The following is a 22,969-nucleotide window of genomic DNA, read 5'->3' as shown; positions in this document are numbered from 1 at the left end:
CCTCAGGCGGCGGCCGGCGCCACCGACGCTCCCTCGATGCCGTGGCGGGCGAGGGCGTCGGCGACGAAGCCGCTCGCCTTCATGCGCTCGACGAAGTCGGCCAGGAAGGCGGCGGCTTCCCCGCCGCGGCTCTTCGGCGTACCCATGGCCTGCTGGATGACCATGAAGCGGCCATCGAGCAGGCGCAGGCCGCCGAAGCGCCGCGCATCCGCTTCCAGCTGCTGCCTGACGCCCGCCGCGACCTCCGCGCCCAGTGCCAGGAAGGTGTCGACCACGGTCGGCGAGGTCGGCGAGCGTTCGATCCGCGCATGCTGCAGGCTGCGCGTCAGGTACAGGTCGTAGGCGCTGCCCTTGCCGACCACGACGCGGTTGGCGGCCTGGTCGACTTGCTCGTTGGCCCTGATCGGCGAATCGTCCTTGACCAGGTAGCAGCCCTCGATCAGCACATAGGGCGCACTGAAGGCGATGTTCGCGCCGCGCACCGGATCGATGGCGAAGAAGCCGATGTCCGCCTGTTCGGCGGCGACCACGTCGACCGACTTGCCCGCCGCATCCACCACCACGAGTTCCAGTTCCACCCCCAGCAGGCGCGCGAATTCGCCGGCCAGGTCGACCGAGACGCCGCGCACGCCGCCGTCTTCGCCTTTGCTGGCGAGGATCGGATTGCCGAGGTTGACGGCGGCGCGCAGCTTGCCGGCCGGCGTGAAAGCGGAGAGGATGCGAGGGGTCATGGGCTTGAGTATAGCAAGGGAGGGCAATGGACCGGTTCCAGGAAATGAGGGTATTCGCCGCCGTCGTCGAGGCGGGCAGCTTCGTCGGCGCGACGCGGGCGCTGGACATGTCCAAGGCCGCGGTGTCGCGCTACGTGGGCGAGCTGGAAGAGCGGCTCGGCGTCCGTCTGCTGCACCGGACCACGCGCAAGCTGTCGCCGACCACCGAGGGCGAGATCTTCTACACGCGCTGCCGCGAGCTGCTGGACAGGCTTTCGGAGGCCGAGGCCGAAGCGGCTTCGCGCAGCGGCGAGGCGACCGGCCTGCTGAAGGTGAACGTGCCGGTGAGTTTCGGACTGATGCACCTGGCGCCGCTGTGGCCGGTCTTCCTGGCGCGGCATCCGAAGCTGTCGATCGACATCACCCTGTCCGACCGCGTCGCGGACCTGGTCGAGGAAGGCTTCGATCTGGCGGTGCGCATCGGCCAGCTGCCGGCGTCTTCGCTGGTCGGCCGCAAGCTGGCGTCCACCCGGATGGTGCTGTGCGCCTCGCCGCAGTACCTGCAGGCGCGCGGCGCCCCGCGCCATCCGGAAGACCTGCTGCATCACGACGTGATTTCGTACAGCCTGTTTTCGGCGGGTGAGAACTGGAGCTTCACGGGGCCGGACGGCGAGGTGTCGGTGAAGGTGGCGCCGCGCATGCGCACCAACAGCGGCGATACCTGCCGCGCGGCCGCCCTGCAGCACCAGGGGATCATCCTCCAGCCGAGCTTTATCGTCGGCGCCGACCTGGCCGCAGGGACCTTGCGGGAGATCCTGCCCGAATACCGCTCGCTGGAGCTGGGCATCCATGCGGTCTACCCGTCGCGCAAATTCGTCGCGCCGAAGGTGCGCCTGCTGATCGATTTCCTGGTCGAGGCGTTTGCAGCGCCGCCCTGGGAGCAGTGAGCGTGGATTGTTCCGATTTTCGAGACAGTTAAACGCTTTGGTGGCTGTTTATTTCGACCGCTGCAGGTAATAAGATGGGGCATGTTCATCAAGGAGGCTTCGACATGTCTTCACTTCCCACCATCTTTCTTTCGCATGGCTCGCCGATGCTGGCGCTGCAGGACAGTCCGGCGCGCCGTTTCCTGCAAACGCTCGGCGCATCCTTGGCGCGCCCGAAGGCCATCCTGCTCGTCTCGGCCCACTGGGAAACCAGGGGAGGTCCCGCGGTTAGCCTGGCGCAGCACCCCGAGACCATCCACGACTTCGGTGGTTTCCCGCGTGCGCTGTTCGAGATGCGCTATCCGGCGCCGGGCGCCCCCGAGCTTGCCGAGCGCGCCGCCGCGCTGCTCGAAGCCGAGGGCATTCCGGTCGGCCGCAGCCCCCAGCGCGGACTCGACCACGGTGCATGGGTGCCGCTGACGCTGATGTATCCGGAGGCGGACATCCCGGTCGCGCAGCTGTCGATCGTGCATGGCGCGAGTCCGGCCGAGCATGAGCGCATCGGGCGCGCGCTGGCCGCGCTGCGCAGCGAAGGCGTGCTGCTGGTCGGCTCGGGATCGCTCACGCATAATCTGTACGAATTCCGCGGCCAGGGCATCGATGCCCCGGTGCCGCACTGGGTCGGCGAATTCGAAGCGTGGATGAAGGCGCGCCTGGAAAGCGGCGATGGCGCCGCGCTGCTGGACTATCGCCGCATCGCGCCGTTCGCGGCGCAGAATCATCCGACCGAAGAACACCTGCTGCCGCTGTTCGTGGCGATGGGCGCGGCCGGACCGGATGCGCGCACGACCCAGCTGCACGCCAGCTTCGAGCATGGCGTGCTGGCGATGGACGCCTATGCCTTCGAATGAGGAGAACAGGATGAGCGACACATTGAATGAAGTATTGACCGAGCCGGTATCTGGCCTGGCATACCGTATCCGTCCGGCGCCGGCGGCAAGCGCGCAAGCGCCTTGCCTGCTGCTCCTGCACGGCGTCGGTTCGAACGAAACCGGCTTCATCGAACTGGCCCGGCAGATGGATCCGCGCTTGACCGTCGTCCTGCTGCGCGGACCGCTGGTCATGGCGCCGGGGCGCTTCGGCTGGTTCCAGGTGCGCTTCACGCCGTCCGGACCGGTCATCGACGCCGCGCAGGCCGAACGCTCCCGCGCGCTGCTGCTCGAGTTTATCGGCCGCCTGCCGGACGACCATGGCGTCGATCCCGCGCGGATCTGGATCGCCGGCTTCAGTCAGGGCGGCATCATGAGCGCCAGCGTGGGGCTGACGGCGCCCGCGAGCGTCGCCGGCTTCGGTGTGCTGAGCGGCCGCATCCTGGCCGAAGTGCTGCCCCAGGTGCAGCACGGGCCGGCGCTTGCCAGGCTCGAGGCCTTCGTCAGCCATGGCGTGCACGACCAGACGCTGGGCCTCCACTTCGCGCAGCAGTCGCGTGAACTGCTGACCGGGCTCGGCGTGCCGCTGGCTTACAGCGAATATGCCGCCGGCCATGCGCTGGACGGGGCAATGATCGCCGACTTCCAGCGCTGGCTCGGCCGGCAGCTCGACATGGGAAGCGCCGTCGGTGGCGCTGCATGAACTCATCCGCGTGCATACTGTATGTACGCAACCGCACCGTTGACTGAACAAGGGAGCCATCATGGAAAACACAAACGTCTCGCTGCACCACTACGAGGACCTGGGCAAGCTGGTCCTGCGCGTCATCCTCGCCGTCCTGATCCTGTTCCATGGCGTGTCCAAACTGATGGGCGGCATCGGCTTCATTGTCGGCATGGTGGAGAAGGCCGGCCTGCCGGCGGTATTCGCCTACGGCGTCTACGTCGGCGAAGTCATCGCGCCGCTGCTGATCCTGTTCGGTGTCTTCACCCGGGCGGCGGCGCTGGTCCTGGTCATCAATATGATCGTCGCCCTGCTGCTGGTGCATACGAGCCAGTTTTTCATGGTGAACCAGCAGGGCGGCTGGCAGCTCGAACTGCAGGGCATGTACCTGGGCGGCGCACTCGCGCTGGCGCTGCTGGGCGCGGGCCGCTACAGCGTCGGCGGCGCGGCCGGGCGCTGGAACTGAAGTGGAGGCCTTCACCTTTACCCTGACCGATGTCGAGGTCGGCGTGCGCCTGGTCGAAGCGCTGGTTCGGCACGCGAAGTCCGCCGGCGGCCAGCCGATCGCCTATGCCGACTTGTTGACCCTGGGACGCGCGATGTATCCGAAGGATGCGACGCTCGGGCGCGAAGTGCCGGTCGGGATCGGCGTGAAGCTCTTGTTTGTCGAGGCTTTCTGCAAGGCGAACGCCTGTCCGGACCTGGCCTGCCTCGCCGTGAGCGGGGCGACCATGCGGCCGAGGGCAGCGTATCGCGGCGATTGGGATGCCGAACGGCGCGCGGCAGCCGATTTCGACTGGTCGGGTATCGACGCGAAACTGGCTGTCTATGCCGCGACAGCGCGCGCCGCCGTGCCGAAGCGCTTCAAGCCGCGCCAGGAACGGCCGGCCGATGTGGCCTGGTATGCTTACTACAGCTCCCATCGTCCCGCATGCGCGCAGGTGAGGGCCGCGGACAAGCAGGAAATCATCAACCTGTTGATGGCGGGGCTCGATCCGGAGACGGCGCTGCGGCGGGCGCTGGCCGTGAAAGCCGAGTACGGCGAATAATTTACGGGCTTGCACGGCGCCTGCCGGTTTGCTATAGTTCGCGTCCTGCTTTTGCAGCACACAAAAAAGCCAAGCGAATCAGATGGTTATCTTGGCAAGATTTGAAATCTGTTGTGTGTCTGCGAAAACGAGAGTTGACGGATTAAACGAAACACTGCATAATCTCGCTTCTCTGCTGCTGACGAACACAACGATTCGCAAACGCAGCAAGGCAGTACCGAACACAGTTCTTTAACAATCAACAGTCGATAAGTGTGGGCGTTTGATGAAGTGCCGGCAGCCGCGTCAGCGGTTGCTGAATGCTTAAATTATCAAATGTTCACACAAAAGAAATACGTTGCTCAGCAATGAGTAACGGTCAGTATTTTGAGTGAGCGACACGTTGTCTGCGAAAGCGGATGACAAAACAGAGATTAAACTGAAGAGTTTGATCCTGGCTCAGATTGAACGCTGGCGGCATGCTTTACACATGCAAGTCGAACGGCAGCGCGGGGCAACCTGGCGGCGAGTGGCGAACGGGTGAGTAATACATCGGAACGTACCCAGAAGTGGGGGATAACGTAGCGAAAGTTACGCTAATACCGCATACGTTCTACGGAAGAAAGTGGGGGATCTTCGGACCTCATGCTTTTGGAGCGGCCGATGTCTGATTAGCTAGTTGGTGAGGTAAAGGCTCACCAAGGCGACGATCAGTAGCTGGTCTGAGAGGACGACCAGCCACACTGGGACTGAGACACGGCCCAGACTCCTACGGGAGGCAGCAGTGGGGAATTTTGGACAATGGGCGCAAGCCTGATCCAGCAATGCCGCGTGAGGGAAGAAGGCCTTCGGGTTGTAAAGCTCTTTCGGCCGGGAAGAAACGGTTGGGGCTAATATCCTCGGCTAATGACGGTACCTGCAGAAGAAGCACCGGCTAACTACGTGCCAGCAGCCGCGGTAATACGTAGGGTGCAAGCGTTAATCGGAATTACTGGGCGTAAAGCGTGCGTAGGCGGTTTTGTAAGTCTGAGGTGAAATCCCCGGGCTTAACCCGGGAATTGCGTTGGAGACTGCAAGGCTGGAGTCTGGCAGAGGGGGGTAGAATTCCACGTGTAGCAGTGAAATGCGTAGAGATGTGGAGGAACACCGATGGCGAAGGCAGCCCCCTGGGTCAAGACTGACGCTCATGCACGAAAGCGTGGGGAGCAAACAGGATTAGATACCCTGGTAGTCCACGCCCTAAACGATGTCTACTAGTTGTCGGGTCTTAATTGACTTGGTAACGCAGCTAACGCGTGAAGTAGACCGCCTGGGGAGTACGGTCGCAAGATTAAAACTCAAAGGAATTGACGGGGACCCGCACAAGCGGTGGATGATGTGGATTAATTCGATGCAACGCGAAAAACCTTACCTACCCTTGACATGTCAGGAATCCTTGAGAGATCGAGGAGTGCCCGAAAGGGAGCCTGAACACAGGTGCTGCATGGCTGTCGTCAGCTCGTGTCGTGAGATGTTGGGTTAAGTCCCGCAACGAGCGCAACCCTTGTCATTAGTTGCTACATTCAGTTGAGCACTCTAATGAGACTGCCGGTGACAAACCGGAGGAAGGTGGGGATGACGTCAAGTCCTCATGGCCCTTATGGGTAGGGCTTCACACGTCATACAATGGTACATACAGAGGGCCGCCAACCCGCGAGGGGGAGCTAATCCCAGAAAGTGTATCGTAGTCCGGATCGCAGTCTGCAACTCGACTGCGTGAAGTTGGAATCGCTATTAATCGCGGATCAGCATGTCGCGGTGAATACGTTCCCGGGTCTTGTACACACCGCCCGTCACACCATGGGAGCGGGTTTTACCAGAAGTAGGTAGCTTAACCGCAAGGAGGGCGCTTACCACGGTAGGATTCGTGACTGGGGTGAAGTCGTAACAAGGTAGCCGTATCGGAAGGTGCGGCTGGATCACCTCCTTTCTAGAGTGGCACTGGAGCGAAAGCTCAGCATCAAGCGCCTACGCTTATCGACTGTTGAATGAACTGTACTTATGTAAGGTGTAAACCTTAGATAAGTGTAGTTCTCGTTCTTTAACAATCTGGAAGAAGTAAAGTTTTCTTTAAGCGTGTAATTGGTCTAACGACCGAATGCACACTTAGGGTAGTAATCTGTTGTATCAACAAACAAAGTAAGCTGTCATTTGCCTATGACGTTCTCTATTACTCATGTAGAGGCCAACGTTATAGGGACAAGTGAATAAGTGCACATGGTGGATGCCTTGGCGATTACAGGCGATGAAGGACGTAGTAGCTTGCGATAAGCTGCGGGGAGTGAGCAAACACACTTTGATCCGCAGATTTCCGAATGGGGAAACCCGGCCCTTTGGGTCATCACTCACTGAATACATAGGTGTGTGAAGCGAACGCGGCGAACTGAAACATCTAAGTAGCTGCAGGAAAAGAAATCAACCGAGATTCCCAAAGTAGTGGCGAGCGAAATGGGATGAGCCTTGTACGTGATAGTCGATCGGATAGTGGAACGCTCTGGAAATGGCGGCCATAGCGGGTGATAGCCCCGTACACGAAATCCGAACGGTGGTACTAAGCGTACGACAAGTAGGGCGGGACACGAGAAATCCTGTCTGAAGATGGGGGGACCATCCTCCAAGGCTAAATACTCGTAATCGACCGATAGTGAACCAGTACCGTGAGGGAAAGGCGAAAAGAACCCCGGGAGGGGAGTGAAATAGATCCTGAAACCGTGTGCATACAAACAGTCGGAGCCTCTTCGTGGGGTGACGGCGTACCTTTTGTATAATGGGTCAGCGACTTACATTCAGTGGCGAGGTTAACCAGATCGGGGAGCCGTAGAGAAATCGAGTCCGAATAGGGCGACAGTCGCTGGGTGTAGACCCGAAACCAGGTGATCTACCCATGGCCAGGATGAAGGTGCGGTAACACGCCCTGGAGGTCCGAACCCACTAATGTTGAAAAATTAGGGGATGAGCTGTGGGTAGGGGTGAAAGGCTAAACAAACCTGGAAATAGCTGGTTCTCTCCGAAAACTATTTAGGTAGTGCCTCAAGTATCACCACCGGGGGTAGAGCACTGTTATGGCTAGGGGGTCATTGCGACTTACCAAACCATTGCAAACTCCGAATACCGGTGAGTGCGAGCTTGGGAGACAGACGTCGGGTGCTAACGTCCGGCGTCAAGAGGGAAACAACCCAGACCGCCAGCTAAGGTCCCAAAGATTGGCTAAGTGGAAAACGAAGTGGGAAGGCTAAAACAGTCAGGATGTTGGCTTAGAAGCAGCCATCATTTAAAGAAAGCGTAATAGCTCACTGATCGAGTCGTCCTGCGCGGAAGATGTAACGGGGCTAAGCCAGTCACCGAAGCTGCGGATATGTCTTTGACATATGGTAGGAGAGCGTTCTGTAAGCCTGCGAAGGTGTCTTGTAAAGGATGCTGGAGGTATCAGAAGTGCGAATGCTGACATGAGTAGCGATAAAGGGGGTGAAAAGCCCCCTCGCCGAAAGCCCAAGGTTTCCTGTTCAACGTTCATCGGAGCAGGGTGAGTCGGCCCCTAAGGCGAGGCAGAGATGCGTAGCTGATGGGAAGCAGGTTAATATTCCTGCACCGTCGTATGATGCGATGGGGGGACGGATCGCGGAAGGTTGTCTGCCTGTTGGAATAGGCAGTTTCTGGTTCATAGAAGGCGCTTAGGCAAATCCGGGCGCGGAATTCAAGGGATCGGGACGAGCGGCTTCATGCTGCGAAGCAATCGGAAGTGGTTCCAAGAAAAGCCTCTAAGCTTCAGTCATACGAGACCGTACCGCAAACCGACACAGGTGGGCGAGATGAGTATTCTAAGGCGCTTGAGAGAACTCGGGAGAAGGAACTCGGCAAATTGGTACCGTAACTTCGGGATAAGGTACGCCCCGGTAGCTTGATTGGTTTACTCCATGAGGGTGAAAGGGTTGCAATAAACTGGTGGCTGCGACTGTTTAATAAAAACACAGCACTCTGCAAACACGAAAGTGGACGTATAGGGTGTGACGCCTGCCCGGTGCTGGAAGATTAAATGATGGGGTGCAAGCTCTTGATTGAAGTCCCAGTAAACGGCGGCCGTAACTATAACGGTCCTAAGGTAGCGAAATTCCTTGTCGGGTAAGTTCCGACCTGCACGAATGGCGTAACGATGGCCACACTGTCTCCTCCCGAGACTCAGCGAAGTTGAAATGTTTGTGATGATGCAATCTACCCGCGGCTAGACGGAAAGACCCCATGAACCTTTACTGTAGCTTTGCATTGGACTTTGAACCAATCTGTGTAGGATAGGTGGGAGGCTTTGAAGCGGGGACGCCAGTTCTCGTGGAGCCATCCTTGAAATACCACCCTGGTTTGTTTGAGGTTCTAACCTTGGCCCGTTATCCGGGTCGGGGACAGTGCATGGTAGGCAGTTTGACTGGGGCGGTCTCCTCCTAAAGTGTAACGGAGGAGTTCGAAGGTACGCTAGGTACGGTCGGACATCGTGCTAATAGTGCAATGGCATAAGCGTGCTTAACTGCGAGACCGACAAGTCGAGCAGGTACGAAAGTAGGACATAGTGATCCGGTGGTTCTGTATGGAAGGGCCATCGCTCAACGGATAAAAGGTACTCTGGGGATAACAGGCTGATTCCTCCCAAGAGTTCATATCGACGGGGGAGTTTGGCACCTCGATGTCGGCTCATCACATCCTGGGGCTGTAGCCGGTCCCAAGGGTATGGCTGTTCGCCATTTAAAGTGGTACGTGAGCTGGGTTTAAAACGTCGTGAGACAGTTTGGTCCCTATCTGCCGTGGGCGTTGGAAATTTGAAGGGGGCTGCTCCTAGTACGAGAGGACCGGAGTGGACGAACCTCTGGTGTACCGGTTGTCACGCCAGTGGCATTGCCGGGTAGCTAAGTTCGGAAGAGATAACCGCTGAAAGCATCTAAGCGGGAAACTCGCCTTGAGATGAGATTTCCCGGAGCCTTGAGCTCCTTGAAGGGTCGTTCGAGACCAGGACGTTGATAGGTCGGGTGTGGAAGTGCAGTAATGCATTAAGCTAACCGATACTAATTGCCCGTACGGCTTGTCCCTATAACCTTGGCAGTCTTGCCGGGTTTTGACAGCTGCTTGTTGAGACAACAGATAAAACACTTCTTCCAGATTCAGCGTATCGCTTGCATCCCGAGCGGTCCGCGTACAAGTCATGCCTGATGACCATAGCAAGTCGGTACCACCCCTTCCCATCCCGAACAGGACCGTGAAACGACTTTGCGCCGATGATAGTGCTGCAACCAGTGTGAAAGTAGGTTATCGTCAGGCTAATTATTAAGCAAAGCCCCACCAGTGATCTGGTGGGGCTTTTTGCTTTTGGGCGCGGGTTTTCCTCCATATACGCCCGCACGATCGATTCGAAGTCGGCTTCCCCGCTGAGGCCCAGCGCTTTCGCACGACGCGTATCCCAGGCTTTCGGCCATCCCTTCACGATGGTTTCGACGTCCGGGTCCGGCGCGAAACTGACGCGCGATGCCGCCTCTCGACCCGCCACCTTCTTCAGTACAGCCAGCATTTCGCCGACGCTGACCGATACGCCGGTCAAATTGACAGTGCGGCTGTTGCCGAACGATGCCGCCCCGAGTTCGTGGACGGCGATCAGGGACGCGATGGCGTGCCGCGGCGACAGCAGCCATAGCCGCGCTTCCGCCGACACCGGACAGCTTGCAGCCAGGCCGTTCAAGGGCTCGCGGATAATCCCGCTGGCGAACGAAGACGCCGGCCTGTTCGGCTGGCCCGGACGTACGCTGATGGTCGGCAGACGCAGCACCCGCCCATCGACGAAGCCGCGGCGACTGTAATCGTTCAACAGCAGTTCGGCGATGGCTTTTTGCGTGCCGTACGAGGACTGGGGATTCCGCGCCGTCGTGTCCTGCACGAGCTCCGGCAAGTCCCCGCCATACACGGCGACCGAGCTGGTAAACACGAGCTTGGGCCGGTGCCCACGCTCGCGGCACACGTCCAGCAGCAGGCGCGAGGCGTCGAGGTTGATCCGCATGCCGAGCTCGAAATCGGCTTCCGCCTGTCCGCTGACGATGGCGGCGAGGTGGAAAATCGACGCCGTCGCGGTATCGAGAAGCTCGCCGAGCAGGGTGCGGTCGGCGATGTCGCCGGTGACGACGCGTACGCGCGGGTCGCCGAAATCGTGGGCGGACGTCACGTCGAGCAGTACCAGCTGCTCGATCCGGCGCACTTCGCCCTGGCTGTCGCTCAGCTGCCCGCGCGACAGCAACTGGCGGGCGAGGCCCTGGCCGAGGAATCCGGCGCCGCCGGTGATCAGGACTTTCATGCCTGGGCTCCTTGTATGCTTGTGGGGCCCGCTCACAGGTCGAGGCCGTAGACCGATTTGAGTTCACCGATCTGCGCGGCGTCGAGCGGCCTGCTCTCCACACCGCGCAGCAGCAGGAACAGCTTGGCGGTTTCCTCGAGCTCCTCGGCCGCATACACCGCCGCTTCGAGGCTCGCGCCGGACACCACCGGACCATGGTTGGCCAGCAGTAGCGCCGCATGCCTGCGCGCGAGGGCGCCGATCGCGCCCGCCAGCGCCGGGTCGCCGGGACGGTGGTAGGGCACCAGCGGCAGCCTGCCGATCTTCATCACGAAATAGGGCGTCAAGGGAGGGATGCAGTCCTCTTGATTCAAGCCGCACATGCAGGACACGGCCGCCGAATGGGTCGCATGCAGGTGCACGATCGCGCCCGCGCCGGGGCGCTGCTGGTACATGGCGCGGTGCAGGAAGGCTTCCTTCGAGGGGCCCAGGCTGGCGTTGGTAGGCGTGAGCAGCCAGCCATCGTCGAGCCGGACGCTGATGTTCCCGCTGCTGCCGGCGCTCAGGCCGCGCTCGAACAGCGAACGTCCGAACTCGACCATCTGTTCGCGCTGGCGGGTCTCTTCGGGTGTGGTATGGACGGCGGGGCTCATGACAGGGTGCTCCAGGCTTTCAGGAAGAAATCGTCGCTACCGAAATTGCCGGACTTGAGCGCCAGCGCCAGCGGCTGGCCTTCCCGGTCGTCCGTGGCGTCCCTTTGCGCGCTGGTCCACGGCACGCCGGGGTCGATTTCCGGGCCGATGCGCAATCCCGTGACGCCGAGCGCCTTGACCATGGCGCCGGCGGTCTCGCCGCCGGCCACGATCAGCTGCCCGACACTCAGCGCGACCAGGCCCTGCGCGATCGCGGCGAGGGCATCCTCGACCAGGCTGCCCGCGCGTTCCGTACCCAGTGCCGCCTGCACCGCCTTCACGGTGTCGGGCGGCGCAGTCGCAAAGACCAATAGCGGGGCCTGGCCGAGATGCACGGCCGCCCAGGCAAGGGCTTCCTCAACCACACCCGCGCCGCGCGCCAGGGTCAGGGGATCGACATGAAACGCCGGCGCCTGCTCGTGCATCAGCGCTACCTGCCGCTGGGTCGCCTGCGAACAGCTGCCGGCAATCACGGCGCGGGCGCCGTGCGCGCGCGGCGGCGCGGCGGCCGCATCGCGCCGGCCCAGCAGCCCACGGCGGCGGAAGTTGTCGGGCAGGCCCAGCGCAATGCCGGAACCGCCGGTCACCAGCGACAACTCGGCGCAAGCGGCGCCGATCGACAGCAGCTCATGGTCGGATACCGCGTCCACCACGGCGAAGCGGCAACCCTCGCCGCGCAAGGCGGCAAAGCGGGCGCCGATGGCGGCGGCGCCCTGGGCCACCGCGCCATGCCCCACCACCCCGACCTTGCCGTCGGTCTGCCGCTGCACGACGCGGACCAGGCTGGGATCGGTCATCGGCGTCAGCGGATGGCTGCGCATGCCGGATTCGCTCAGCAGCTGGTCGCCGACAAACAGGTAGCCCTTGTAGACCGTGCGCCCATTGGCCGGAAACGCCGGGCAGCAGATCGTGAAGCCGGTACCGAGCGCCTGCATCAGGGCGTCCGCCACCGCCCCGATATTCCCGCGCGGCGTGGAGTCGAAGGTCGAGCAGTATTTGAAATAGAACTGCCGGCAGCCGGCCTGCCGCAGCCAGCGCAAGGCCGCCAGCGATTCGGCAACCGCCTCGTGGGCCGGACTGGTGCGCGACTTCAGCGCGATGACCACCGCATCGGCGCCATCGGCATCGGCGGGCGGCGCGTCGGGCGGCGCGCCGATCAGCAGCACGGTGCGCATGCCGGCTTTCACCAGCATGCCGGCAAGGTCGGTGCCGCCGGTGAAGTCGTCGGCGATACATCCAAGTAGCACAGGCATGCCGCACCCTTATTTCACGAGCCAGCCGGCGTTCACGAAAATTTCGCGCACCGTCGACTGGTTATTCTCGATATAGCGCTTGAGCTCCTCGCCGTTGGCGAAGTCGCCGTTCAGGGCATTGGTCTGGAGGTAGGCCTTCCACTCGGGCGTTTCGCTGACTTTCCTGAGCAGCCTGACGTAGTAATTGACCTGCTCCGGCGTCGTGCCGGCGGCGATGTAGACCGCGCGCGGCATCCGGTATTCGGAAATGGCGAGGCCGGATTCCACGCAGGTCGGGATGTCGTTCCAGGACATCGAGGCGGTCACCTTGTCCTTGTAGGGCATGCGCTCCTTGCCGAACACGCACAGCGGGCGGACCTGCCCGGCGCGCCACTGCGAGATATTTTCGTTCGGATTATTCAGGTTGGCCGCGACGTGTTTTCCCGCCAGCTGGGTTGCCGCCTCGGCGCCGCTCTTGATTGGGACATAGGTCAGCTTCATGCCTCCTGTCTTGTTGATCAGTTCCGCAAGGGTCTGGTCGGTGTCCTTGGAATGGGCGCCGCCCATCACGAAATTCGCCGGGTTGGCGCGCGCGGCGCCGATGAAGTCCCTGGCGGTCTTGTACGGCGCATCCTGCGGCACCCACAGCAGGAACTCGTCCTGGGCCAGCATGGCCACCGGCGTCAGCTGGTCGAAGCGGTAGGGCAGCCTGACCACCAGCGGCAGCAGATAGGCGTTGTTCGTGCCGAACACGATCTTGTGGGAATTGCCGCGGTCGGACGCGATCTCGACGAAGGACTCGGCGCCGGAGCCGCCGGCCTTGTTGATCACAACCGTATTCTGGTCCATCAGCTTGTGCTTGATGATGATCGTCTGTACCAGCCGCGCGAACTGGTCGGTGCCGCCGCCGGCGCCGCACGGCACATAGAATTCCACCGTCTTCGTCGGCGCCCAATCGCCGGCGGCATGGCCCAGGGCCGGCGCGCAGATCGCCGCGGTCAGTAGCGACATCTGGAACAACTTGCGTTTCAATTGCACTGCCATTGCTGTCTCCTGTCGGGTTGTTGTCGTAGTGCGGTGATCGATGCGTCAAGAAGGATTGCGCCGCCAGGCTTCGTACAGGGCCGAGCCGTCCAGCTCCAGCATGTCGATCGACACGGCCTGGCCGCGCGCGACGCCGGTGCGCAGGCGCTTGTTCGCGGCGAGATAGAAGGGCGCCAGACCCCGCGCCTCGCTTGCGGGCACCAGCGATGCCCTGATGCCGTCGATCTCGTGGTGGTGGCCGCCCATGGCCAGGCGTTCGCCGGCACGGAAATCGCGTTGGGCGGTCGCGAGTTTCCCAGACCGCGTCGTCGGTGCAGCGGACCACCACGAAGACCCCGCCGCCGAAGCTCGCCTCGTCATGCCCGCGCAGGCAGTTAAAGACGTCGACCACGCCGCTGCGGTCGAGGATGCCGCCGTCTTCGCGCGGGATGAAGACGTCCGCCAGTTCGGTGAGATGGCAGAGCGGATAACTCAGGGAGGGACGCGCCGGCAGCAAGCCGGTCGAGTTCGACACGACGTTCAGCTCGCAGTAATCCGGCGTGGCGCTCTTCGGGATGCCGGGAATGAGGGCATCGCGCCGCTCCAGCAGGGCCGCCACATTGCCGTCCAGCTCCCACAGCCCGGCCATGCCGCTGGCCGGATGCAGCTCGCCGCGGTACTCGATCTGCTCGCTGGCCGCGTGATAGACATAGTCGTATTCGCTCGACTTGCCCGCCGCGACGATATCGAAACCGAGCACCCTTGCCTAGCTGACCAAGCCGATCAGGTTGCTCGGCTGGTCGCCGTCGACCGTCGTGTAGACCACGCCGCGCTGCTTCGCCAGGCCGTTCAGGTAGGGACCAGCGACGGAATCGGTCTCTTTCGACACCATGCCGACGTGGACGCCGCGCCCGATCGCATCGACCGCGATTTGCACGCTCACTTCCGGCTGCCCGGTGGCTTCGATCACGATATCGTGCCGGACGCACGCCAGCAGGCGGTGGTCATTGATCAGCACGACTTCCCGCGCGTCGACCGCAAGGCGCACCTCGTCCGCGCTGCGGCAGATCCGGACCGAGCGCGCGTCGTAGCCAAGCTCGGTCAGCAGGCCAAGCGTGCCTTCGAGGTCGAGGTCGCACAGCGCCGCAAGCTCGACGCCGGCGAGCGCGCGGCACTGCACCAGCAGCGTGCGGGAAAAGCCGCCGTTGGCGCCGGTCAGGGCGATCCGGATGCGCTGCTGCGGAATTTCTTTGAACAGAAGTTCGTAGTTCATGGGGCGGAGAGCTCCTTGTTGACCTTCATCGGGTTCGGGCGACGGGACCGCGCCTCGCCTTGCGCCAGGTTTGCTCCCGGGTAGTGCCTGGATGGGATGGGCCGGCGGCCGCGGCTGGCCCGGCGTCGCGGGCCTTGCCGGTCAGCCGCTATGGCCGGCAGGAACACGTGAGCGTGCGCCCAGAAGAAGGCTTGCGGGCGTCTCCGGTTTCATTACGCCTCCGTTTATGTTGTATTTATGAATCGATTGTGCGCGGCTTCTCCATAACTGTCTATTTCCGCTTTGGCAATTACCGATAACGTTTGGGTATCGCAAAAAATGCACGGGAAAACAGGATCGAAGGACCGAGTCCGTGGCGCGGAGCGAATTGCAAGAAGACGTTTCAAAGCCTGTTTTTTCGGGGGCGGGGCAGTATAGTGCGGCACCTCCTCATTCGCAGCAAGAGATTGTCCGCACCATGGCTTCCCATAACGCACACCACTCGACCGGGCTGGCCGCCGGCCTGATCGCCGCCGTTCTCGTCCATCACGCCGGCGCGGGCGGTCCCTACCACGCCTGGAGCCTCCTGGCCGCCATCGCGGGCAGCGCCGGCGGCACCGCGCCCGACTGGCTTGAAGTGGCATGGTGGTCGAGGAAAAGAAAGCTCTGGATTACCCATCGGACCTGGACCCATTGGGGTGTCGGATGGTTTGTTTTGCTGGCCTGTTCCTGGCTGGCGCTCGGCGGGACCGCCTGGGCGCCATTGCCGTTCGGGTTTGCGGCGGGCGGCATCATGCACCTGCTGGCCGACTGGCCGAACCCGCTGGGCGTCCCCTGGCTCATGCGGCGGCACTCGCTGAATCTGTGGAAAAGCGGCCGCTGCGACATCATCGTGATCGTCCTGGCCTGGGCGCTCGCATTCGTCGTTGCCGACCGCCTGCTGGCCGCCGATGGCCACATGCCCGGCCTCGGCGGCCTTTCGCTAGCGGCGCCGATGTAAGCAGAGGCGGCAAGGGTACAACGAGGTTCGGGATTGCCGGCTTCTCGATGCAGGAGGGCTGGGCTGCCCTGAAGCCCTCAGCCGCCGGCGCGCTTCGGCTGGTGGCCGTGCTTTTTCAGCTCTTCCATGACTCTGTCGCAGTGGTCGCCCTGGATTTCGAGCACGCCGTCCTTGACGGTGCCGCCGGAGCCGCAGGCCGTGCGCAGCTGCTTGCCCAGCAGCGCCAGCGCCAGCGGATCGAGCGCCAGGCCCTTGACCAGGGTGACGCTCTTGCCGCCGCGGCCCTTGGTCTGGCGCGAGACGCGGACCACGCCGTCGCCGACCGGCGCGGCCTTCGCCTTGCATGCGCAGCTCCCGAGGGGCTGGCGGCATTCGGGGCACATGCGGCCGCCGTCGGTGGAATAGACGAGGACGGATTCTGAACGAGGTTTCATTTGTTGTTGCGGGATGTTGATGTGGAAGAGGCGGAGTTTAGCAGGGGCGGGCGGCCGCTTTCCGGTCCATTGCCCGCGTTCGGAACGGGAACCAGTACAGCTGCCTATCCGAAGCCTTCGATTGCCTGAAAAATCCAGTACGTCCGTCACTTGTATCGATTTCGCGGCTAATTATCATAAGCCGTGGAAGCGCATAACACACGATCGGGAGAGGGCCATGGCAGTCACCGGGATCTGCAAGACGTTTGCCGCCAGGGCTGTCGCTGGCGCCGCGCTGTTGGGGATGTGTATGCCGTTGGCGGGTTTTGCCGCGGACCAGGCTGCGCGCGCGCCGTCGGCGGCCGGCGCGACCAAGGGATCGTATGTCGAGCGCGGACGTTATCTGGTCCGCATTGCAGGGTGCAATGACTGCCACACCGCAGGGTATGCGCAGGCCGAGGGAAAGATCCCCGAAAAAGAGTGGCTGCTCGGCGACAGCCTGGGATTCCGGGGACCATGGGGAACCACTTACCCCTCCAACCTGCGCCTGGCGATGAACAGGATGACCGAAGCCGAATGGCTGAAAGCTGCGCACACGATGAAGTTGCGGCCCCCTATGCCCTGGTTCGCATTGCGCGATATGGACAAGGACGATCTACGCGCAATTTACCGTTTCGTCAGGCAGCTGGAGCCGACCGGCACGCCGGCCCCGGCCTTCGTCCCGCCGGGCCAGACGCCTGCCGGTCCCTTTGTCCAGTTTCCGGCGCCGCCGCAGTAAACAACGAGTATCGGCCCGGGCAGCTTTACTTCACCTGCCCGAGCACTTCCAGCACCGCCTCCACCACCGCCTCCGGCTTGTCGGCATGGATCACATGCCCGGCGCCCGGCACCACACGCTGCCTGCCGCGCGTCGACAGGGCGGCGGTTTCTTTCTGAATGGCGGCGTTCTCGTCTTCCATGGCCTTGTTCAAGGCGCTCTGCGGCTTGCCCGGGACGGCATACGGGCTCACGCCGCGCGTCAGCACCACCACCGGCAGATCGCCGAACGGCCGCCGCAGCTTGCGCAACTGTTCGTCGCTGACTTTGATGGCGTCCCATTCGTCGATCGCGGTGCGCCAGTAGGCGGGCCGGCTCGTCGCCGACGCCACGGCGGCGCCGAGGGCGGGGCCGTAGACGTCCGCTGGATTGCCGACGCAATTCATCCGTTCTTCGCTGCCCGGCCTGAAGCCTTTTTCGGCGGCCGCCAGGCAGTACTTGTTCTGCTGCGCGACCATCGCATACACCTTTTGCAGGTTGCCCTGGCTGGCCTTGTCCAGGCGGCTGGTTTCATCCTCGTGCTGCGGCTCGACGAGCACCAGTCCCTTGACCTCGGCAGGGTAGCGATAGGCATAGACTTGCACGTTCGCGCCGCCCAGCGAATTGCCGACCAGGACATAGGGCGGCTTGACGCCGGCGCCGGCCAGCAGCTTGTGCAGGTCCTCGGCCACGTTTTCCGAGGTATTCGGGCGCTTGGCGGGATCGCTGAATCCGAGGCCGGCGCGGTCGAACACGCAGGCGCGCGTGTGCTTCGCGACGGCGGGCTGCACCTTGAACCAGTTCCAGCCCGCGTCGCCGGACGGCGCGTCGAACACCACGGTGGTGGCGCCCTGGCCGCTGCAATACAGGTTCATCTTGCGGCCGCCGATATCGACGAGCCGATGCGGCTTCGCGAAGGCGTCGCCAAGCGACTGCGGCCCTGCCGGCGCCGCCAGCAAGGAAGACGAGGATCCGCCGAGCACCACGAGCACTGCCAGTCCAGCCAAGCCTTTATTCATCGATCATGTCCTTTTGAGAGGTGAGGGCGCGCGAAAGCACGATTCCGTCTTGTATAGTAAATGATAATTATCGGAACGACCACATGGCGACCCCGGGCCTTAAGCCGAGTGTAAGAATTCGTCACGCCGCTGGGTGCGGCCAGGGCCGCAGGCTATGATACGGAGCGGCAAGGTACGCTTGCCGAAGTCCGAGAGTATCGATGAAGCCCAGCCTGAAATTCGGCGCCGCGCTCGCGTTTTGCGCAGCGGTGGCGCTCCTTCCCTGTACCGCGTTCGCGCAGCCCGTCCCCGCCGCCATTCGCACGCTGGCCGTCCAGGCCTCGCAGTCGCCCGTCATGCCCTCGGGGCCCTACGACGAACGCGGCTGGCTGCAGCGCTTCTACGCTCCGCGCAAGTACGCGCCGGCCTGGAATCCGTCGACCGCCGCGGCGGCCTTGTGGGTGCTGCGCCAGGCCAGGCTGCAGGGCCTGGACCCGCGCGACTACGGCGCCGACGCGCTGCAGCGGCAGCTGAGTTCCGGCGACGCCGATCCCGCCCGTTTCGATGTCGCGCTCACCTCGGCCATGCTGCACTACCTGGCCGACCTGCGCGTGGGCCGCGTGCGCTCCGAATTCCACACCCGCCTGCCGGACGCGCGCCTGCGCGCCTACGATCCGGTCGAGCGCCTGCGCGCCGGGCTCGCCACCGGCCGGCTGCAGGCCGCGGTGCAGGCGGCCGAGCCCCGCCTGCAGGAGTACGCGCGGGTGAAGGCGGCGCTGGCAGCCTACCGCGAGCTGTCCAGGCAAACGTATCCGGCGCTGCCGAAACCGGCCGCCAGGCTCACGCCCGGCGGCGCCTACCCGGCCGCGCAGGCGCTGTTCGAGCGCCTGGTGCTGCTGGGCGACCTGCCGGCCGACACGCCGCCCCCGGGTGAAGGAGTCTATAGCGACAAGATGGCGGAGGGCGTCGAGCACTTCCAGGCCCGTCACGGCCTGGCCGAGGACGGCGTGCTGGGCCGCGGCACCATCGATGCGCTGAATGTGCCGCCTTCGAGGCGCGTGCGCCAGCTCGAACTGACGCTCGAGCGTCTGCGCTGGCTGCCGGATGTCGGTCCCGGCCCGCTGATCATGGTCGACCTGCCGGCCTACCGCCTGTGGGCGATGAACGATGGCGGCAGCGGGGACACGCTCGAGATGCGGGTCGTGGTCGGCACCGCGGCCAAGACCGAGACCCCGCTGTTCGTCGGCCAGATGCGCTACCTCGAGTTCAACCCCTACTGGAATGTCCCGCGCAGCATCCTCGAGAAAGAGATCGTGCCCAAGCTCGAGCGCAACCGCGCCTATCTCGCGCAGAACGGGATGGAGACGGTGCCGCCGAACGCGAGCCTGGCCGACCTGAAGGCAGGGCGCGCCCGCGTGCGCCAGCTTCCGGGACCGAAGAATGCGCTGGGGCCGATCAAGTTCGCGATGCCCAACCCGATGGACATCTACCTGCACTCGACTCCCGTGCGCGAGGTGTTCGAGCGCAGCCGGCGCGACCTGTCGCACGGCTGCATCCGGGTCGAGCATCCGGCCGCGCTGGCCCAGTACGTGCTGGAAGGGCAGCGCCAATGGAACGCCGACGCCATCCAGTCCGCGCTGCAGCCGGGACCGACCCGGCACGTCGATCTGGTGAAGACGATCCCGGTCGTGATCTTCTACGCCACCGCGATGGTCGACAGTAACGGCAGCCCGCGCTTCGCGGCGGACATCTACGGCCGCGACCCGAAGCTCGAGCAGGTGCTGGCGGCGCGCCGCAGCCAGATCGTCCCGGCGGCCGACTAAGGTGCTTCGGCGGCTCGGCCGCCGGACTTCTCCGCCGCGACCTGCTTCAGCACTTCATTCGCGGCCTTGAAGCTGTCCAGCGCGGCCGGCACGCCGCAATAGATACAGGCCTGCAGCAGGACCTCCTGGATTTCCGCGATCGTCACGCCGTTGTTCAGGGCGCCGCGCACGTGCAGCCGCAGCTCGTTCGGGCGGTTCAGCGCGGTCAGCATGGCCAGGTTCAGCAGGCTGCGGGTGCGGCGGTCGAGCTGGGGCCGGGTCCAGACCTCGCCCCAGCACCACTCGGTCGTCATTTTCTGCATCGGGATCATGAAGTCGTCGACCTCGTTGACCGATTTGTCGACGTACTCCGCGCCGAGCACTTCGCGGCGGACCGCCAGGCCTTTGGCGAACTGCGGGGTATCGAACTCTGGTGGAATGGGCATTCTCATCTCCGAAATCTGCAATGCTAATGGATATCCGGCTGCCGAAGCGCGCCGCTTCCGGCTTCATGGCCGGCATCCGTCACCTGTCCTGACGAAGCCGGCGACCAGGCCGAGGACCTCTTCCGGGCGTTCCCGGTGCGGCACATGGCCGGTGTCCGGCAGCATCGCGATGCGTGCCGGGCCGCCGGACAGTTCGGCGATCGTCGCCGGGTGCCGCGGCGAGCCGTATTCGTCGCATGCCCCGTGGATCGCCAGCAGCGGGCAGCTCACCCGCGGCAGGACCGCGGCCAGCGACCAGCCGGCGAATGCAGGGTCCAGCCAGGTCTCGGTCCAGGCGTCGAGGACCCACCTGGCCTTGTCGCCGTGGTACTTGTGCAGGCGCTCGAACTGCGCCGCCTGGCGGAACCCTTCCTTCGCGATCCGTATCCCCTGGCGCGTTTCCTCGCCGACGAAGGCCTGCGCCGACTCGGTGACCAGGGCCTCGCAGCCGTTCGCGAAACGGGCGGCGCAATGGACCGCCATGCCGCCGCCCACGCTGTGACCGAAGGCGATGAAGCGGCGCAGGCCGAGCCGTTCCCGGACCAGCGGGAAGAAGCTGGCCGCCTCGTCGGCCACGAAGTCCGGCGGCAGCCTGCCTTCCCTCGGGTCCGAGCGGCCGAAGCCTAGCCTGTCGTAGGCGATCACGGTGCGGCCGCTGGCGGCGCTCAGCCTCGCGGGAAAATCCCGCCACAGGTCGACACAGCCGAGGGAGTCGTGGAACAGGACGATGGGCGCTGCGGCAGAACCGGCGTCGGCGTCGGCGTCGGCGTCGGCGTGGCCGGGAAGCTTCCAGATCCGGGCAAACAGGCGGCCTTGCGGATGGTCGATCCAGAGGTCTTCGTGGACGGAAAGTGGCATATTGGGCAACCGCATCGTTTTCTTGGCTAGAATATAAGCGATCACCACGGTGAACACAAAAGGAGACAAGCATGCCGCAGAGCCCGAGCTACGTCCACGGCGCCCATGACGTCCCGCTGATCGGGGAGTCGATCGGGGTCCACCTGGCGTCCATCGCCGAGCGTTTCGGCGACAACGATGCACTGATCGTCCGTCACCAGAACATCCGCTGGACCTACCGCGAGTTCGACGAACGCGTCACCCGCTTGGCCGCCGGCCTGCTCCGGCTTGGCCTCCAGCCCGGCGACCGGGTCGGCATCTGGGCGCAGAACTGCGCCGAATGGGTGCTGGTGCAGTTCGCGACGGCGCGCGCCGGCCTGATCATGGTGAACATCAATCCGGCCTACCGCCGCACGGAGCTCGAGTATGTGCTCGAGAAGGTCCAGTGCAGCGCCCTGATCCTGGCGCCGTCCTTCAAGTCGAGCGACTACATCGGCATGGTGCAGGACATCGCGCCGGAACTCCGGCATGCCACGCCGGGCGCGCTGCAGTCGGCGCGGCTGCCGCAGCTGCGCCACGTGGTGCGCCTGGGCACGGAGCACACGCCCGGCATGCTCAACTTCGACCAGCTGCTGGCGCCGCCCGGCGCGGAGGAGCTGGCGTCCCTGGCCGCGCTGCAAGACGCCGTGCAGTTCGACGATCCGGTGAACATCCAGTTCACCTCGGGCACGACCGGTGCGCCGAAGGGCGCCACGCTGAGCCACCATAACATCCTCAACAACGGTTTCTTCATCGGCGAAGCGATGAAGCTCACGCCGCTCGACCGCCTCTGCATTCCGGTGCCGCTCTACCACTGCTTCGGCATGGTGCTCGGCAACCTGGCCTGCGTCACGCACGGCGCGACCATGGTCTTCCCGGGCGAGAGCTTCGATCCGAAGGCGGTGCTGGAAACGGTGCAGGCGGAACGCTGCACCGGGCTGCACGGCGTGCCGACGATGTTCATCGCCATCCTCGACCATCCGGAATTCTCGAACCATGACCTGTCGACGCTCCGCACCGGCATCATGGCCGGCTCGCCCTGTCCGGCCGAGGTGATGAGCCGGGTCATCAGCCTGATGCACATGGGGGAGATCACGATCGCCTACGGCATGACCGAGACCTCGCCCGTGTCCTTCCAGAGCTCGGTCGACGATCCCGTCGCGCTGCGCGTGTCGACCATCGGGCGCGTCCATCCGCACCTGGAAGTCAAGATCGTCGATGCGAACGGCAGGATCGTCCCGCGCGGCGTGAAGGGCGAACTGCTGACCCGCGGCTATTCGGTCATGCTCGGCTACTGGGGCGACGAGGAAAAGACGCGCGACGCCATCGACCCCGCACGCTGGATGCACACGGGCGACCTGGCCGTGATCGACGAGAACGGCTTCGCGGCCATCGTCGGCCGCGCGAAGGACATGGTGATCCGCGGCGGCGAGAACATCTACCCGCGCGAGGTCGAGGAGTTCCTGTACCGCCATCCGAAGGTCATGGATGTGCAGTGCGTCGGCGTGCCGGACCGGAAATTCGGCGAGGAGCTGTGCGCCTGCATCATCCTGCGTCCCGGGCAGGAAGCGACTGTCGAGGAAATCCAGGACTTCTGCCGCGGCCAGATCGCCCACTACAAGATCCCGCGTTATGTCCGCTTCGTTTCCAGCTTTCCGATGACGGTTACGGGTAAAATACAGAAGTACGTGCTGCGCGACCGGATCGCCGAAGAGCTGGGCCTGGGCGGCTGAGCGGTCGGACG

19 protein-coding genes, 3 rRNA genes and 2 pseudogenes are annotated in these 22,969 nt (G+C 63.6%); 12 read left to right on the top strand and 12 right to left on the bottom strand.

All coding sequences use genetic code 11. From position 1 onward, the window contains the following. Nucleotides 1–2: 2 nt before the first annotated feature. On the bottom strand, nucleotides 3–731 hold the full coding sequence (locus tag AM586_RS03735; RefSeq protein WP_052233858.1) for an ABC transporter substrate-binding protein: 729 nt from the start codon (nucleotides 729–731) through the stop codon (nucleotides 3–5). A 26-nt stretch (nucleotides 732–757) separates the two neighbouring features. On the opposite strand from AM586_RS03735, the gene AM586_RS03730 reads away from it, so the two are divergent. From AM586_RS03730 to rrf, 8 genes are all read left to right on the top strand, one after another. Then, a complete protein-coding gene (locus tag AM586_RS03730; RefSeq protein ID WP_052233859.1) occupies nucleotides 758–1,657 on the top strand; it encodes a LysR family transcriptional regulator in 900 nt (299 codons plus the stop codon). A gap of 104 nt (nucleotides 1,658–1,761) precedes the next feature. After that, on the top strand, nucleotides 1,762–2,547 hold the full coding sequence (locus AM586_RS03725) for a dioxygenase (protein WP_052233860.1): 786 nt from the start codon (nucleotides 1,762–1,764) through the stop codon (nucleotides 2,545–2,547). 10 nt (nucleotides 2,548–2,557) lie between these two features. Next, nucleotides 2,558–3,268, top strand: a complete 711-nt coding sequence (locus AM586_RS03720; RefSeq protein WP_052233861.1) for an alpha/beta hydrolase — start codon at nucleotides 2,558–2,560, stop codon at nucleotides 3,266–3,268. 61 nt (nucleotides 3,269–3,329) lie between these two features. Beyond that, nucleotides 3,330–3,755, top strand: a complete 426-nt coding sequence (locus AM586_RS03715) for a DoxX family protein (RefSeq protein WP_052233862.1) — start codon at nucleotides 3,330–3,332, stop codon at nucleotides 3,753–3,755. Nucleotide 3,756: 1 nt separating this feature from the next. Beyond that, entirely contained in the window at nucleotides 3,757–4,338 is a 582-nt protein-coding gene (locus tag AM586_RS03710) for a hypothetical protein (RefSeq protein ID WP_052233863.1), read from the top strand. Between the two features lie 415 nt (nucleotides 4,339–4,753). After that, nucleotides 4,754–6,286, top strand: a 16S ribosomal RNA gene (locus tag AM586_RS03705). 267 nt (nucleotides 6,287–6,553) lie between these two features. Then, nucleotides 6,554–9,429, top strand: a 23S ribosomal RNA gene (locus AM586_RS03700). Nucleotides 9,430–9,544: 115 nt separating this feature from the next. After that, nucleotides 9,545–9,657 (top strand): 5S ribosomal RNA (gene rrf / locus AM586_RS03695). The 16S, 23S and 5S rRNA genes sit together here, the layout of an rRNA operon. A gap of 61 nt (nucleotides 9,658–9,718) precedes the next feature. Here the strand turns inward: rrf and denD are convergent. The 7 genes and pseudogenes from denD to AM586_RS28545 all read right to left on the bottom strand — a co-directional run. Then, nucleotides 9,719–10,678 (bottom strand): annotated as a pseudogene (gene denD / locus AM586_RS03690) (D-erythronate dehydrogenase); the annotation flags it as partial. Nucleotides 10,679–10,710: 32 nt separating this feature from the next. Continuing rightward, nucleotides 10,711–11,310: a class II aldolase/adducin family protein gene (locus AM586_RS03685; RefSeq protein ID WP_047825714.1), complete on the bottom strand. Its 600-nt coding sequence runs from the start codon at nucleotides 11,308–11,310 to the stop codon at nucleotides 10,711–10,713. Continuing rightward, nucleotides 11,307–12,602 carry a 3-oxo-tetronate kinase gene (gene otnK, locus AM586_RS03680; protein ID WP_047825715.1) on the bottom strand — a complete coding sequence of 432 codons (1,296 nt, stop codon included), beginning with the start codon at nucleotides 12,600–12,602 and terminating at the stop codon, nucleotides 11,307–11,309. The genes AM586_RS03685 and otnK overlap by 4 nt, the downstream gene beginning before the upstream one ends. 9 nt (nucleotides 12,603–12,611) lie before the next feature. Continuing rightward, nucleotides 12,612–13,625 carry a tripartite tricarboxylate transporter substrate binding protein gene (locus tag AM586_RS03675; RefSeq protein ID WP_047825716.1) on the bottom strand — a complete coding sequence of 338 codons (1,014 nt, stop codon included), beginning with the start codon at nucleotides 13,623–13,625 and terminating at the stop codon, nucleotides 12,612–12,614. Nucleotides 13,626–13,670: 45 nt separating this feature from the next. Next, entirely contained in the window at nucleotides 13,671–13,985 is a 315-nt protein-coding gene (locus AM586_RS28550; RefSeq protein WP_197416473.1) for a hypothetical protein, read from the bottom strand. Continuing rightward, nucleotides 13,984–14,253: pseudogene (locus AM586_RS29240) on the bottom strand (homoserine dehydrogenase); the annotation flags it as partial. The gene AM586_RS28550 and the pseudogene AM586_RS29240, both read right to left, overlap by 2 nt. A gap of 117 nt (nucleotides 14,254–14,370) precedes the next feature. Beyond that, nucleotides 14,371–14,877 (bottom strand): hypothetical protein, encoded by a 507-nt coding sequence (locus AM586_RS28545; protein WP_197416474.1) that lies wholly within the window; start codon nucleotides 14,875–14,877, stop codon nucleotides 14,371–14,373. Between the two features lie 457 nt (nucleotides 14,878–15,334). Here AM586_RS28545 and AM586_RS03665 point away from each other — a divergent pair, with 457 nt between their 5' ends. Next, nucleotides 15,335–15,856, top strand: a complete 522-nt coding sequence (locus AM586_RS03665) for a metal-dependent hydrolase (RefSeq protein WP_047825717.1) — start codon at nucleotides 15,335–15,337, stop codon at nucleotides 15,854–15,856. 77 nt (nucleotides 15,857–15,933) lie between these two features. Here the strand turns inward: AM586_RS03665 and AM586_RS03660 are convergent, their stop codons facing one another. After that, nucleotides 15,934–16,290, bottom strand: a complete 357-nt coding sequence (locus AM586_RS03660) for a translation initiation factor Sui1 (RefSeq protein ID WP_047825718.1) — start codon at nucleotides 16,288–16,290, stop codon at nucleotides 15,934–15,936. 217 nt (nucleotides 16,291–16,507) lie between these two features. On the opposite strand from AM586_RS03660, the gene AM586_RS03655 reads away from it, so the two are divergent. Further along, nucleotides 16,508–17,047: a cytochrome C gene (locus AM586_RS03655; protein WP_197416475.1), complete on the top strand. Its 540-nt coding sequence runs from the start codon at nucleotides 16,508–16,510 to the stop codon at nucleotides 17,045–17,047. Between the two features lie 25 nt (nucleotides 17,048–17,072). On the opposite strand, the gene AM586_RS03650 is transcribed toward AM586_RS03655, so the two are convergent. Then, entirely contained in the window at nucleotides 17,073–18,083 is a 1,011-nt protein-coding gene (locus tag AM586_RS03650) for an alpha/beta fold hydrolase (protein WP_082439626.1), read from the bottom strand. 200 nt (nucleotides 18,084–18,283) lie between these two features. Between AM586_RS03650 and AM586_RS03645 the strand changes: the two genes are divergently transcribed. Further along, entirely contained in the window at nucleotides 18,284–19,885 is a 1,602-nt protein-coding gene (locus AM586_RS03645) for a murein L,D-transpeptidase (RefSeq protein WP_052234018.1), read from the top strand. Here AM586_RS03645 and AM586_RS03640 read toward each other — a convergent pair. Both AM586_RS03640 and AM586_RS03635 read right to left on the bottom strand, forming a co-directional pair. Continuing rightward, complete coding sequence (locus AM586_RS03640) at nucleotides 19,882–20,310, bottom strand: carboxymuconolactone decarboxylase family protein (protein WP_047825719.1); 429 nt, start codon at nucleotides 20,308–20,310, stop codon at nucleotides 19,882–19,884. The genes AM586_RS03645 and AM586_RS03640 overlap by 4 nt on opposite strands. Nucleotides 20,311–20,373: 63 nt before the next feature. After that, nucleotides 20,374–21,207 (bottom strand): alpha/beta fold hydrolase, encoded by an 834-nt coding sequence (locus AM586_RS03635; protein WP_197416476.1) that lies wholly within the window; start codon nucleotides 21,205–21,207, stop codon nucleotides 20,374–20,376. Between the two features lie 71 nt (nucleotides 21,208–21,278). On the opposite strand from AM586_RS03635, the gene AM586_RS03630 reads away from it, so the two are divergent. Then, on the top strand, nucleotides 21,279–22,958 hold the full coding sequence (locus tag AM586_RS03630; protein WP_047825721.1) for an AMP-binding protein: 1,680 nt from the start codon (nucleotides 21,279–21,281) through the stop codon (nucleotides 22,956–22,958). Nucleotides 22,959–22,969: the final 11 nt, after the last annotated feature.

This window comes from Massilia sp. WG5 (genome assembly GCF_001412595.2).
Taxonomy (GTDB): domain Bacteria; phylum Pseudomonadota; class Gammaproteobacteria; order Burkholderiales; family Burkholderiaceae_D; genus Telluria.
This window is presented reverse-complemented; position numbering and strand designations above follow the sequence as displayed.